We start from the raw sequence: 12,621 nt of genomic DNA, 5'->3' as shown, positions 1-12,621 counted from the left end.
AATCGACGATGACGCGCTCCGGCATTTTCTTCTTCGTGGTCGGCCCCAGCGGGGCCGGCAAAGACACGCTGATCGACGGGGCGCGTGCGCACCTGGCCGAGAGCGATCGTCGCGATCATTACGTTTTTGCAACACGCACGATCACGCGCCCGAATGGTGCGCCGGGCGAAGCGCACATCGGCGTGACCGAAGCCGAATTCGCCGAGCGCGACGCGGCAGGTGCGTTTCTGGTGACGTGGCAGGCGCACGGGCTGCATTACGGGCTCGACGCCAGCCTGCGCGATGTGCTCGCGCAAGGGCGCCACGTCATCGCCAACGGATCCCGCGCGATCCTGCCCAAACTCATCGGGCGGGTGCCGCGGTTGGTGATCGTAGAAGTCACTGCGCCGGTGGAAGTGCTCGCGGCACGCATCGCCGGACGCGGGCGCGAAACGCCCGAACAGATCGCCGCACGCCTCGCACGCACGGTCACGGCGTATCCCCCAGGGATACCGTTGCTGCGGGTGTCGAACGACAGCACTAGCGAGGTTGGCATTGCACGCTTCATCGCGACCCTGCAAGCGTGTGTTGCGCCCCCCAAGAGTGGCGAGTTGATCGAGGCCAAGCGTTCAGGTGTCTCGCTCGACGAAGCCTCGTGGGCACAACTGCTCGACGACCTGATGCACGATCGCTTCGCACCGGACGAGGGCGAAGCGCTGCTCAAATCGCTGATCGAACACATCGACGACGATGAGATCGTCGCCCTCACGCGGGCCCGCAGCCGCTTGATGCCGCGCATCGATTGGGGACGGCCGATGGTCGTCGACAAGCATTCGATGGGGGGCGTGCCCGGCAGCCGTATTACGTTGATCGTCGTGCCGCTCGTGGTCGCTTACGGGTTGTGCATGCCGAAGACCTCGTCGCGCGCCATCACGTCGGCCGCAGGCACTGCCGATGCGATGGAAGCCGCTGCCCGCGTCGACCTCGATGCGACGGAAGTGCGGGCCGCTGTCGAGCAAGCCGGTGGCTGCATCGTCTGGAACGGGCGGCTCAATCACTCGCGCGTCGACGACGTCACCAACGCAATGGTGCGGCCGTTACGGCTCGACACGCGCCGCTGGTCGGTCGCCTCCATTCTCTCGAAGAAATTCTGTGCAGGTGCCACGCACGTCGTGGTGGATCTGCCTTGGGGACCGCAGGCCAAAATGGCCAATGAGCCTGAGGCACGCAAACTCGGCGCATTGTTCGAGCGCGTTGGTGCTGCGTTGGGTATGACGGTGCAAGCTTTTGCCACCGACGGCCGGGCACCGATTGGACGCGGCATTGGCCCAGCACTGGAATTGCGCGATGTGCTCCAGGTACTCGATAACGACGCGGCTGCCCCTGCCGATCTGCGGAATAAAGCGCTGACGTTTGCCGCACGCATCCTGTCGTGGGACCCGGCGCTGGGCGGCGATCTCGTCAAGGCGCGCGCGGTCGCTGAACAGACACTCGCTAGCGGCGAGGCGCGACGTGCATTCGAGCGGATTGTGGACGCACAGGGACGGAAACGTTTTGCGGCGCCCTCCTCCGCCTTTATCGACATCGTTGCGAAAGCGGACGGCCTGGTGACGGCGATCGACGGCTGGGAAATCTCGGGCATCGCGCGGGATGCCGGTGCGCCGCTCGACATGACCGCAGGCGTCGATCTTCGTTGTGCCATCGGCCAATCGGTTCGCTCGGGCGATGTACTGCTGCGCATTCATGGCGAAGACACCCAGCGGCTCGCCGCCGCTGCCGCCCGCGCAGAAGCCGTTAGCGGCATCGAACTTCAGTAAGCGTTTCCGGCTTCGTGCAACACGAAGCCTAGTCTGAATGCAGGATGCGTTCGCGCCTGCGCTCCCTAAAAATCTCCCCATTGTCGTGATGTCCGTGGCCGCCAAACACTCTCGGCCACGGTGAGCCCGATCACTCGAGGAACCGGAGATGAGCGCAATTCTTGTGGCAGTCAAACGCGTCGTGGACGCGAATATCAAAGTCGGCGTGAAGAGCGACGGCAGTGGCGTCGATATCGCGAACGTGAAGATGTCGATGAATCCGTTCGACGAAATCGCGGTGGAAGAGGCGGTGCGTCTGAAGGAAGCGGGCGTGGCGACGGAAGTGATTGCGGTCTCGGCAGGTGTGGCGCAATCGCAAGAAACGCTGCGCACGGCGCTGGCGATCGGTGCGGATCGCGCGATCCTGATCGAATCGGACGAAGACCTGCAACCGCTGGCCGTGGCCAAGTTGCTCAAGGCCATCGTCGACAAGGAACAACCGCAACTGGTGATCCTGGGCAAGCAGGCCATCGACGACGACTCGAATCAAACCGGTCAGATGCTCGCCGCGCTCGCCAAGCTGCCGCAAGCGACGTTCGCCTCGAAGGTGACTGTCGCGGATAACCGCGCTCAAGTCACGCGTGAAGTCGACGGCGGTCTGGAAACGATCTCGCTGTCGCTGCCTGCCGTCATCACGACGGACTTGCGCCTGAATGAGCCGCGTTACGTGACGCTGCCCAACATCATGAAGGCGAAGAAGAAGCCTCTGGAGACGGTGAAGCCTGCCGATCTGGGTGTGGATGTGACGCCGCGTCTGAAGACGCTGAAGGTGGCCGAGCCGCCCAAGCGCAGCGCAGGGGTGAAGGTGGCGGACGTGGCAACGCTCGTCGACAAACTGAAGCTTGAGGCCAAGGTCCTGTAAGGAGACGACGAGATGAGCATTCTGGCAAAGATTTTGGTCGTGGCCGAACACGACAATCAATCGATCAAAGCGGCAACGCTGAACACGGTCACGGCAGCACTGCAATGTGGTGACGACGTGCACGTGCTGGTGGCTGGCAGCAATGCCAAGGCCGCCGCTGACGCCGCTGCACAAATCGCTGGCGTGAAGAAGGTGCTGCTTGCTGACGCGCCGTACTTCGCCGATGGTCTGGCGGAAAACATCGCTGACGAAGTGGTGTCGATCGCTGGCAACTATTCGCACATCCTGGCGCCAGCCACCGCATACGGCAAAAACATCGCCCCGCGCGTGGCCGCACTGCTCGACGTCGCGCAAATCTCGGAAATCACGAAGGTCGACACGACCGCTACAGACCGTGACGTGTTCGAGCGGCCGATCTACGCGGGCAATGTCATTGCCACAGTGCGCAGCGCCGACCCTATCAAGGTCCTCACGACACGGGCCACCGCATTCGACGCCGCCTCACCAACGGGAGGCAGTGCGTCTATCGAATCAATTCCGGCGGTTCCGGATTCCTCGCTCGCGTGTTTCGTGGGTCGCGAAGTGACGAAGCTGGACCGCCCGGAGTTGACCTCCGCCAAGATCATCGTGTCCGGCGGCCGGGGCTTGGGTTCGGGAGAGAACTACAAGCGTGTGCTGGAGCCGCTGGCCGACCAACTCGGCGCGGCACTCGGCGCCTCGCGTGCAGCGGTCGACGCCGGTTATGTGCCCAACGACTATCAGGTCGGCCAGACAGGCAAGATCGTGGCGCCGGAGGTGTACGTCGCGGTGGGGATCTCCGGGGCAATTCAGCACTTGGCCGGGATGAAAGACGCCAAGGTCATTGTCGCGATCAACAAAGACCCCGATGCCCCCATCTTCTCTGTTGCCGACTACGGCCTGGTTGGTGACTTGTTCACGGAAGTCCCCGAACTGACGCGCCAGTTGTAACGGGGCTACGCGAGGCGGGCTTTCGCCCGCCTCCGCTCAAGCGCCCAGGCAATCAAGCCACGACAACACCCAACGGGGCCTGTTGCTTTGCAAGGCTGGTATCGAACGCCGCCCTCACCCCTTCGACGGACCACGCTTCGCACTCGTGCACCGGTGCCATAACGGCCGGATGCGACATCAGCGAGAGCTGCGCGCCATCGATACGCACGACTTGCCCGTTGACCTGCGCGGCGGCATCAGAAAGCAGGTACACGACGACGGGGGCATTGTTCTCGGCGGGAATCGCCAATTCAGGCCAAGCCGGTTCATCTCGCGTCGCGAAGTAGGCTTGCACGCGCGCCGACATTCCAGATTTCCCCATCGGTGAAATGGCGTTGACGCGGATACCCTTGTCGGCAAGATCGACAGCCCAGCCGTACGTCAACGAAGCCACAGCGCCCTTGCTTGCGCCGTAAGCCGACAGCCGCGTAATTCCCGTCTGCGCCCCCGACGTCACATTGACGATCGCGCCACTGCCGTGTGCCAACATCCGCCGGATCGCATGCGTTCCGCAGAAGGCCGTGCCCAATACGTTGACTTCCACCAAGCGCCGCAGCGCCGCTTCCTCTTGCTCTTCGGGCAACGCCATATGGAAGACGCCCGCATTGTTCACGAGACCGTCGATGCGGCCGAAGGTCTGCTCGCAAGCGTCGATGAGACGTCCTGCCTCGTGCCAATCGGAGATGTCGGCAGCCACCGCTTCCGCCTGAGCCCCCGTCGATCGAATGGCCGACGCCACTCGGTCGGCCATCGCCACGTCGATGTCATTGACGATGACGCGCCCGCCTGCCGCCGCGATGTGTTTCGCATAAGCCTCGCCAATGCCACCGCCCGCGCCGGTCACGACAATGGCTTTCCCCTGCAAGTCCTGGGTTCCCTGCATGTCACGCGCCTCCTCGATGAATGTTTGTCGAGAATGCGAGGCACCGCGATGCAAAGCATCGTCCAAGCGGACGATGCCCCGGCAGGCCCGGCACGGTACGTTGGCACCTGACTATTCCCGTTCCGTCGCCAAAGGCCGCCAAGCTCAATGCCGTTACCCGATCCCCGACTGCGCTGCCTGCCCGCGCCACCCGTCTCGCAGCCCGTCACCGTCGTGCCCGGCATTTGCTGGCTGCGCCTGCCGCTGCCGTTCGCACTCGATCATGTCAACGTGTGGCTCATCGAGGACGGTGCAGGTTGGGCGCTGGTCGATACGGGCATGGGCACGCCGGAGACGCGTGAGGTTTGGCAGCGCTTGCTTGCGGATGGATCTTTGGGACGCCCGATCACACGCATCGTCGTGACCCATTGCCATCCCGATCATTTGGGACAAGCGGCGTGGCTTGCCCAGCGCTTCGACATCCCGGTCGACATCACACCGGGCGAGCTTGAAGACGCTCAACGCCCCCACGTGATGCACGAGGCCGATGCGGATCGTCTTGCGCAGACGTTCTACCGCGCCAATGGCGCCACCGGCCAGTTGCTTGCCCACTTAGTCGAGCGGTGCGCGTCGTTTCGTGCGCATCGCTGCGCGCTGCCCGAACGCACGCGGGCGCTGCATCACGGGCAAACGCTTCAGATCGGTGCGCACCAGTGGAACGTGCTGGTCGGACGCGGCCACTCGCCTGACCACGCGCTGCTGTATTGCGCTGCGTTAGACGTGCTGATCTCGGGCGACATGGTGCTGCCCGCCATCTCGCCGAATCTCAGCGTCACGATGCACGCACCCGACGCCAATCCGATTCAGGACTACCTCGACGCGCTCGACATGCTCGCCGATCTGCCCGCAGACACACTTGTGCTGCCCGCGCACGGCGAAGCGTTCCGTGGGCTGCCGGAGCGGCGTCAGGTGCTGCGCGAAAAGCTGGACGAACGGAATTTGCGGCTGCTCAGCGCCTGCGACACGCCACTGACCGCCGTCGACGCCATGCCAATCCTCTTCGCGCGCAAGCTCGAAGGAGACGATTTGGTGCTGGCACTGGGCGAAGCGGCGTCACATCTCCAATATCTGTTCTACCGGGGATGGGTCGAACGCCAGTGCAGCGCTCAAGGTGTCGTGCAGTACGTTCGGAAGGCGGATGGCGCATCGGCAGCCGTCGCACAGACGTGCTCGGCCGCGATATAGCGCTATCCACGCCCCGCTAACTAGCCCTGCTCAGGGCGATAGTCGTTTGAGTTCCAGATCGCGTTGCTGCCCGAGAATGGCAGCCACCTGAAGCGTACGCGCCGAGGGGGCTTGCGCGACGGCGGTAACGCTCGCATTGGCAGACGATGCGGTATCGCTAGTCTGAAGACCGGCACAACCGGTCAGCGATACGACGAGAAACGCCGCGCACAAAGGCAAGCGGCGTACTTGGGGAAGTGATTTTCCAAACATTTTTTGACCTCCTGCGAGGTCGGGACGGCTGGGCCGGATGGCACCGGCCGCGCACCCTCGCGAAGGCCATTATAGGACGTTCACTCCACGCTCACAGGCTGCCGGGCCTGTAGCCGCGCCCTGAGTTCGTTGGCCGGACAAGTGAGCTTGACCTGCCCCCGCTCCAACACCAGCGCCCGATCCGCCACCGGCAGTGCGATGTCGATGTGCTGTTCCACGATGACGATCGCCGTGCCGCGCGCCGCCCAGCGTTTCAGAAAATCGAGAATCGGCGGCAATAGCGCTTGCGCAAGCCCCAGCGAGGGTTCGTCGCTGAGCAGCACCTTGGGCTGTGCGACGAACGCCTGCCCTAACGCCAGCATCTGCTGCTGCCCGCCACTCAAATTACGGGCAGGCTGATCCAGCCGTTGGTGCAGCGCGGGAAACACCGAGAAGACTTCCTCCACGGCTTGCGAGAAGGCCCGCTTGTCGCGCTGGATCACGCCGCCGAGCCGCAGGTTGTCCCAAACTGAAATCTCCGGAAACACGCGATGCCCGTCGAGCACGAGGCGTAACCCAGCCCGGGCGTTGTCCTCCGGGCTGCATCCCCCAATCTCCCGCCCGTTCAGGCGAATTTGCCCGCGCTCCGGCTTGATGAAGCCGCCAATGGTGCGCAGCAACGTCGATTTCCCGGCACCGTTCTCGCCCGCCACGAGAAGAATCTCGCCCGGCGCCACCGACAACTGAATGTCACGCAATACCGGCACGTTGCCGTAACCGGCGTGCAAGCCCTGAATCTCAAGCATGGGTCGATCCGATAAAGAGTTTCTGCACGATGGCGTTGCCCGCCAATTCCGAAGGACTGCCGCTGGCAATCACCTTGCCCGCTTCGAGCATCGAAATACGATCGGCCACACTCCAGACCAGATCGAGGTCGTGCTCGACAATGACAACGGTCTTGCCGAGGTCGTCGCGCAAGCGTTGCAGCAGCAACTTCAGATCCTCGCGCTCGGCTGGCGATAAGCCTGCTGCCGGTTCGTCGAGCAGCAACACATCCGCGCCCTTGAGCACAACGCGCATCACCTCGACGAGACGCCGCTGCCCGTGCGGCACCAGCGAAACGCCGTGCCCTTCCAACGTATCGCGTAACGCCGTCATCGTTCGCGCCTGACCGGGGTCAAGGTCACGGTTGGCATCGAGTCCGATGCAGACGTTCTCCCAAAGGCTCAGCGTCTCGAACATGCGCGGCTTCTGGAAGGTCCGCCCCAGCCCCAGCCGGGCCACACGCGTGGCCGGCAGGCGGGAGACTTCCACGCCATTGAGTCGAACGCTACCCTCATCGAGTCGGCTGAAACCCGACAGCACATTGAGCAGCGAGGTTTTCCCCGAACCGTTTGCGCCGACAAGGCCATGAATCTCACCGCGCTTCACAACGAGATCGGCCCCATCGACCGCCACCACCGAGCCGAAGCATTTGCGGGCGCCCTCGACACTGATGGCTACGGGCGAAACCTCGCCGGTACGGCTTGCTACTCGCGCACACGGCTCGATGGCGCTGAGCAACGATCGGAAGTGCAGCACCAACCGGTCGCCGTTTTCCATACGTGCACGGCGCCACTTCAACAACGTGCCGACCACGCCATCCGGAAACGCCAGCATCACCAGCAACGCGACCAGACCGTAGGCCAGCAGCCGGTACTGCACGAGATCGGCGAGCAAAATGTTCGGCAGCAGATATAACAGCCATACCCCGACGACCGGGCCGAGAATCTGCCCGCGCCCGCCGACCACGACAGCGAAGAAGAACAGAATCGACAAGTCGAGACTGAAGGCCGCCGGGCTCACGAAGCCGACCACGGGCGGATACAGCACACCCGCCACGCCGGTGATAAGCGAGACGATCAGGAACACGACGCAGCGAATCCAGCCCGGCGATGTGCCGAGCGACTGTGCGGCTTCGGGGCTGGCGGCGGCCACACGCAAGCGGCGGCCGAACGCCGTACGGCGAATGAGCACATGCGCCGCCAGCGCAAAACAGGCCAGCAACGCCAGCGCGATCGACAGCGGCGAGACGCCGAACGACGTGCGCGTCTGCCACGACGAGAAGTCCATCGTGATGCCGTTGACCCCGTTCGTATAGCTGTCGAACGCCACCAGCATCTCGGGCAATACCGTGGCCGCGCTCATCGTGACGAAGCCAAGGTAGTAGCCCTGCACGCGCAACGCAGGGAGCGCATAGAGCAACCCGGCGACCAACGCCCCGGCGACACCGAGCACGGCGGCGAGCGCGTAAGGCTGCCCGTGCACTCCCGTGGCAATCGCGGCCGTGTAAGCCGCTACCGCGAAGATGGCGCCTTGACCGAACGACGTCTGCCCGGCGTCGTGCAGCAATAGGTTTTGCGATACCGCCACGGCAATCAGCAGATTGACCATGCGGAAACTATGGGTCCAGTACGCATTGCCGAGCCAGTCGGGTACGAGCACCGTCACGCTCACCAGCACGCAGCCGAGCAATAGCTGCACGTTGTCGGGAGCCCAGCGCGTACGGCGCACCCGGAGGCGGGCATCGGAAGAAAGAGTTTGCATCGTCATGACAGAGTTAGCGATCCTGTGTCGTGTATGTGCCCAGCGTGTTGCAGGGAAGCGGCCGCCTCAAACGCGGCGCCCGGCCGCGCGTCCGAAGATGCCTTCGGGGCGAATCAGCAGCACGCCAACGAGCAACGCCAGCGAGACCAGCGATTGGAATTCGCCGCCGACCTGATACGTGGCGACCATCGCGACAATGCCGACGAGCGGCCCGCCGATGAGCGCACCAAGGTTGCTGCCCATCCCGCCGAGAATGGCGGCGATAAAGCCATTGAGCACGTAACGCACGCCTGTGTCGGCCGCGATGGAGACAATCGGCGCAGCGACAAAACCAGCGGAGCCAACCATCAGACCGCTGATACCGAAGGCGATGAGTTGCAGGCGGCGAACTCGCAAACCGGCGGCGCGAGCGGCGTCGATATCCTGAGACAGCGCGTTAATGGCCAGCCCAGTGAGCGTGCGCGTGAGAAACCAGCGCAACGCGAAATACCAGAACACGGCCAGTGCAATGGCCCCGAGATAAGGGGCAGGCGTGCGTGCGCCGAATAGCGCTACGGGCGGAATCGGGCTGCGCGCCGACGACGCCCACGGGCCTTGCGAGAGCAGCATCACCGAGCTGATGATGATCGACGCCGCCATGGTCGTGATGAGCCACGAGTTCTGTTCGACGGAGTGACGCAGCGGCAAGAGCGTGATCCACCCTTGTGCCGCGAGCATGAACGCGATGATGATCGCCGCGACCACGATCAGTACGAGCCAAACCGGCACGCCGGTGACCCAGTTCGCGAGCAGCACGGCCAGAAAGCCGCCCAGTACGAACATATTCCCCTGCGCGAAGTTGAGGATATGGGTCGCGCCGTACACGATGTTCATGCTCATCGCGATCAGCGAAAAAATCGCTCCTAGACCTACACCGCGCACGATGATGATCGCCAGCTCGTTGAGCATTTGTCGTCTCCTTCAGTCATCCAGTCGTTCAACTAATCCACTGCGGTACAAAGACAGGTCCGGCGTTTGGCAGCGTATCGTCACGCGCCGGACCTGCCGGTCTCGCTTAGAAACCCATCTGCGAGACGAACATGATGCGGCTGCCGCTGCCCTTGATGCCCGATTCACTCTTGATTCGGGCGTAGATAAATTCCAGACCGAACAACGTGCTCTTGATCGGCGACCAGATCAGGTTGGCGTGCATCGATTGCGTCTCTGCGAGCGACGTGGCGGGCACACCGGCAGGGTTATAAATCTTGTCGCGGCCAATGCTGATGTTGGAGCGCCAGTTCTGTGCCCACCAGTGCTGATAGGTCAGGTTCAGGCCCAGTCCCGAGACTTTGTACAGGTTGTTGTTGATGAGGAATGCCGACGTCGGCGTTTGCGTCAGATAGCGTCCGCCGCCGTTCTCCCACACCACGTCGTAGTAAATCTTGTCGCGGCCCGGAAGGTTGAACGTGCCTTGATAGTTCACCGCGTAGCCGTACGCCGCTGAACTCAGCGCCACGCCGTCGTTCGCCATCAGCTTGCGCCCGACCACCCCGACTGATTGGCGTCCCCACGTATCGAAGTACGTGACGCGTGCAGTGAGTTCAGGCGTTTGGTCGATGGAGTTGGTGCTGATGTTGTTGCCGCCAGCAATGAACGCAACGGAATCGGCACCCGTGAAGTCCTGTACCGGCTCTTCGATCGAGACGGAGGCTTGCAGATTGTCCGTGATCAACTTCGTATAGCGAATCTGCGGCTGACGATTGACGGCAGGCAGACCCACCGGGCCTCCGAAGTCGAATACTTCAGGTCCTTGGCCGAGGTCGCCGAAGTTCGACCAGTACTGCCCGAACATCCACGGGCCGATCGTTCCCATCGCATGACGCAGGCGCAGCGACACCGAGTTGGTGGTGAATTTCGAACCGCCCGCGCCGTAGAAGTCACCTTCGATCAACGTCGTGAGCGGGCCGTACATCGTCGGTGTGCTCGTCTGAATATTGAGGCGCGACTCACGCGCTTCGAACTGCACCTGTCCACCGCGTTTGGCTTGCGGCGTATTGTCGTACGGCACACCACCAAACCCTGCGGTGTACGGCAGAATCACCGTCTGGCTGTTGCCGAGATTGCCCTTGAGGTCGTCCATGATCTGCAACTGCGCGTAGCCGCCGAACTTGATCGCGGTATCGGTGTTGGGAATCATGAACCAGCCCGGCTGCGAGGCCATCGGGTTGGTGCTCGCCACCACCGTGGGTGCGGCACCGCCCTGCCCGGCGGCGCCCGCCGGTGCCGCTTTAGGAGCGGCTTGTGCCGCAGCGTCCACGGCGGCTTGTTTGGCTTCGATTTGCTTTTGATTGTTCTGGAGCGTGTCGATCTTTCGCATCAGTTCCTGCACTTGCGCTTGCAAGTCGGACAACTGATCTGCGTGCGCGACCGGCGAAGCCACTGCCGCCATTCCGAGCACCACGCCCAACACTTTTGCCTGAGCCTTCATACCTTTCGTCTCCTGACTCGTCTCGTCTTTTTTGTCAAAACGTCACGACTACACGGATCGAGTCTTTCGCCCGATCTCTCGGACGACTTGCGCACACGACACAATCTCGTCCATTGCGACGCAGTCTATGGAGCCGGTATTCGAGCCACATCGTCCAATGAGACTAAGCAACAACACGGGCAGTGAAATCGACGGGAAATCAGGGCGCTACAAACGAAGAACGGGTGACGTCAAACTGACCGTCACCCGTGGGGAAGTCACCGCGCTTTGGCTGGCGCGGTGAGGTACAACGCGACTGCTCAGAACGCCGGTTAGGCCAGTTCGAAGAGCGCCGCAGCGCCCATGCCGCCCGCGATACACATCGAGACGACTGCGTATTTCACGCCACGCGCCCGCCCTTCGAGCAGCACATGGCCCGCCATGCGCGCGCCGGACATACCGAACGGATGTCCGATCGCAATGGCGCCCCCATCGACGTTGAGCAGGTTGTCGGGAATGCCCAGCTTGTCGCGGCAGTAAATCACCTGACAGGCGAACGCCTCGTTGATCTCCCACAGACCGATGTCCGACACCGAGAGACCGTGGCGGGCGAGCAGCTTGGGAATCGCGTAGACGGGGGCGATACCCATCTCGTCAGGCTGGCAGCCCGCGACGGCCATGCCTCGATAAGTGCCCAACGGCTTGAGACCTCGGCGCTGCGCTTCGCGGCGGCTCATCATCACCGTGGCACTCGCGCCGTCGGAGAGCTGCGAGGCGTTGCCCGCCGTGATGAAGCGCCCTTCTTTGACCCATTCCCCGCTGCGCCAGACGGGTTCCAACGCTTGCAGTCCTTCGAGCTTGGTGTCCGGGCGATTCCCTTCGTCGCGCGTGAGTGTCACGGTCTCGTGCCCGGTGATGCGTCCGGTCTTGTCGAGCAATGCCTTCTGCACGGTGATCGGGACGATCTCGGCATCGAACCGGCCGTCGCGCTGCGCATCGGCCGTGCGCATCTGACTGCGTAGCGAATACTCGTCTTGGGCCCGGCGCGAGATGCCGTAGCGCTCGGAGACGATTTCCGCCGTTTCGATCATCGGGATATACGCCGTGGGCATGGCGGCGATCACCGCTTGCGACTGCGCACGGTAAGTATTCTTGTGCGAGTTCTGCGTGAGCGAGATGGATTCGAGTCCGCCGGCGACGGCAATGTCGTACTCACCGCACGAAATGCTTTTGGCAGCGGAGGCGATGGCCATCAGCCCCGAGCCGCACATGCGATCGATGACCATGCCGGGGACGCTGATCGGCAGACCCGCCGTGTACCCGCAAAGTCGGCCGAGGTTGTACCCCTGCGTGCCCTGTTGCGCGGCGATACCAAGAACGACGTCGTCGACATCGCCCGGTGCGACGTCGGCGCGCTCAAGAGCGGCGCGAATCACGTGTCCGCCGAGCACCGGCGCTTCGGTGTCGTTGAATGCGCCCCGATACGCGCGGCCAATCGCCGTGCGCGCCGTAGAAACAATGACGGCTTCTTCCATGTTGTGGTGTC

At 63.1% G+C, this 12,621-nt stretch carries 11 protein-coding genes; 4 read left to right on the top strand and 7 right to left on the bottom strand.

From position 1 onward, the window contains the following. Positions 1-8: 8 nt before the first annotated feature. The 3 genes from phnN (at position 9) to PPN31114_RS03835 (ending at position 3,666) form a co-directional block, all read left to right on the top strand. Positions 9-1,796: a phosphonate metabolism protein/1,5-bisphosphokinase (PRPP-forming) PhnN gene (gene phnN / locus PPN31114_RS03845; RefSeq protein WP_150678147.1), complete on the top strand. Its 1,788-nt coding sequence runs from the start codon at positions 9-11 to the stop codon at positions 1,794-1,796. 148 nt (positions 1,797-1,944) lie between these two features. Beyond that, positions 1,945-2,697 (top strand): electron transfer flavoprotein subunit beta/FixA family protein, encoded by a 753-nt coding sequence (locus PPN31114_RS03840; RefSeq protein ID WP_150678146.1) that lies wholly within the window; start codon positions 1,945-1,947, stop codon positions 2,695-2,697. A 12-nt stretch (positions 2,698-2,709) separates the two neighbouring features. Further along, on the top strand, positions 2,710-3,666 hold the full coding sequence (locus tag PPN31114_RS03835) for an electron transfer flavoprotein subunit alpha/FixB family protein (protein WP_150678145.1): 957 nt from the start codon (positions 2,710-2,712) through the stop codon (positions 3,664-3,666). Between the two features lie 52 nt (positions 3,667-3,718). Here the strand turns inward: PPN31114_RS03835 and PPN31114_RS03830 are convergent, their stop codons facing one another. After that, positions 3,719-4,588 (bottom strand): SDR family NAD(P)-dependent oxidoreductase, encoded by an 870-nt coding sequence (locus PPN31114_RS03830; protein WP_150678144.1) that lies wholly within the window; start codon positions 4,586-4,588, stop codon positions 3,719-3,721. Positions 4,589-4,735: 147 nt separating this feature from the next. Between PPN31114_RS03830 and PPN31114_RS03825 the strand changes: the two genes are divergently transcribed. Continuing rightward, the gene (locus PPN31114_RS03825) at positions 4,736-5,812 is read left to right on the top strand and encodes an MBL fold metallo-hydrolase (protein ID WP_150678143.1); all 1,077 of its coding nucleotides are present in this window, start codon (positions 4,736-4,738) and stop codon (positions 5,810-5,812) included. A gap of 30 nt (positions 5,813-5,842) precedes the next feature. Here PPN31114_RS03825 and PPN31114_RS03820 read toward each other — a convergent pair whose 3' ends face one another. The 6 genes from PPN31114_RS03820 to PPN31114_RS03795 all read right to left on the bottom strand — a co-directional run bounded on the left by PPN31114_RS03820 (position 5,843) and on the right by PPN31114_RS03795 (position 12,610). Beyond that, a complete protein-coding gene (locus PPN31114_RS03820; protein WP_150678142.1) occupies positions 5,843-6,064 on the bottom strand; it encodes a hypothetical protein in 222 nt (73 codons plus the stop codon). Positions 6,065-6,144: 80 nt separating this feature from the next. Beyond that, complete coding sequence (locus tag PPN31114_RS03815; protein ID WP_150678141.1) at positions 6,145-6,849, bottom strand: ABC transporter ATP-binding protein; 705 nt, start codon at positions 6,847-6,849, stop codon at positions 6,145-6,147. Beyond that, on the bottom strand, positions 6,842-8,635 hold the full coding sequence (locus tag PPN31114_RS03810; protein WP_217426911.1) for a branched-chain amino acid ABC transporter ATP-binding protein/permease: 1,794 nt from the start codon (positions 8,633-8,635) through the stop codon (positions 6,842-6,844). Before PPN31114_RS03810 ends, PPN31114_RS03815 begins: the two co-directional genes overlap by 8 nt. 60 nt (positions 8,636-8,695) lie before the next feature. Beyond that, the gene (locus PPN31114_RS03805; RefSeq protein ID WP_150678140.1) at positions 8,696-9,577 is read right to left on the bottom strand and encodes a branched-chain amino acid ABC transporter permease; all 882 of its coding nucleotides are present in this window, start codon (positions 9,575-9,577) and stop codon (positions 8,696-8,698) included. A gap of 106 nt (positions 9,578-9,683) precedes the next feature. Continuing rightward, positions 9,684-11,096: a DcaP family trimeric outer membrane transporter gene (locus PPN31114_RS03800; RefSeq protein ID WP_150678139.1), complete on the bottom strand. Its 1,413-nt coding sequence runs from the start codon at positions 11,094-11,096 to the stop codon at positions 9,684-9,686. A gap of 311 nt (positions 11,097-11,407) precedes the next feature. Then, entirely contained in the window at positions 11,408-12,610 is a 1,203-nt protein-coding gene (locus PPN31114_RS03795; RefSeq protein ID WP_150678138.1) for an acetyl-CoA C-acyltransferase, read from the bottom strand. Positions 12,611-12,621: the final 11 nt, after the last annotated feature.

The organism is Pandoraea pneumonica, assembly GCF_902459645.1.
In the GTDB taxonomy this organism is placed as follows: domain Bacteria; phylum Pseudomonadota; class Gammaproteobacteria; order Burkholderiales; family Burkholderiaceae; genus Pandoraea; species Pandoraea pneumonica.
This window is presented reverse-complemented; position numbering and strand designations above follow the sequence as displayed.

What these genes read in the sequence shown, in the direction of transcription:
- PPN31114_RS03795 (WP_150678138.1), bottom strand. Translation starts at nt 12,610, where the DNA reads ATGGAAGAAGCCGTCATTGTTTCTACGGCGCGCACGGCGATTGGCCGC.
- PPN31114_RS03810 (WP_217426911.1), bottom strand. Translation starts at nt 8,635, where the DNA reads ATGACGATGCAAACTCTTTCTTCCGATGCCCGCCTCCGGGTGCGCCGT.
- PPN31114_RS03805 (WP_150678140.1), bottom strand. Translation starts at nt 9,577, where the DNA reads ATGCTCAACGAGCTGGCGATCATCATCGTGCGCGGTGTAGGTCTAGGA.
- PPN31114_RS03835 (WP_150678145.1), top strand. Translation starts at nt 2,710, where the DNA reads ATGAGCATTCTGGCAAAGATTTTGGTCGTGGCCGAACACGACAATCAA.
- PPN31114_RS03840 (WP_150678146.1), top strand. Translation starts at nt 1,945, where the DNA reads ATGAGCGCAATTCTTGTGGCAGTCAAACGCGTCGTGGACGCGAATATC.
- PPN31114_RS03800 (WP_150678139.1), bottom strand. Translation starts at nt 11,096, where the DNA reads ATGAAGGCTCAGGCAAAAGTGTTGGGCGTGGTGCTCGGAATGGCGGCA.
- phnN (WP_150678147.1), top strand. Translation starts at nt 9, where the DNA reads ATGACGCGCTCCGGCATTTTCTTCTTCGTGGTCGGCCCCAGCGGGGCC.
- PPN31114_RS03820 (WP_150678142.1), bottom strand. Translation starts at nt 6,064, where the DNA reads ATGTTTGGAAAATCACTTCCCCAAGTACGCCGCTTGCCTTTGTGCGCG.
- PPN31114_RS03815 (WP_150678141.1), bottom strand. Translation starts at nt 6,849, where the DNA reads ATGCTTGAGATTCAGGGCTTGCACGCCGGTTACGGCAACGTGCCGGTA.
- PPN31114_RS03830 (WP_150678144.1), bottom strand. Translation starts at nt 4,588, where the DNA reads ATGCAGGGAACCCAGGACTTGCAGGGGAAAGCCATTGTCGTGACCGGC.
- PPN31114_RS03825 (WP_150678143.1), top strand. Translation starts at nt 4,736, where the DNA reads ATGCCGTTACCCGATCCCCGACTGCGCTGCCTGCCCGCGCCACCCGTC.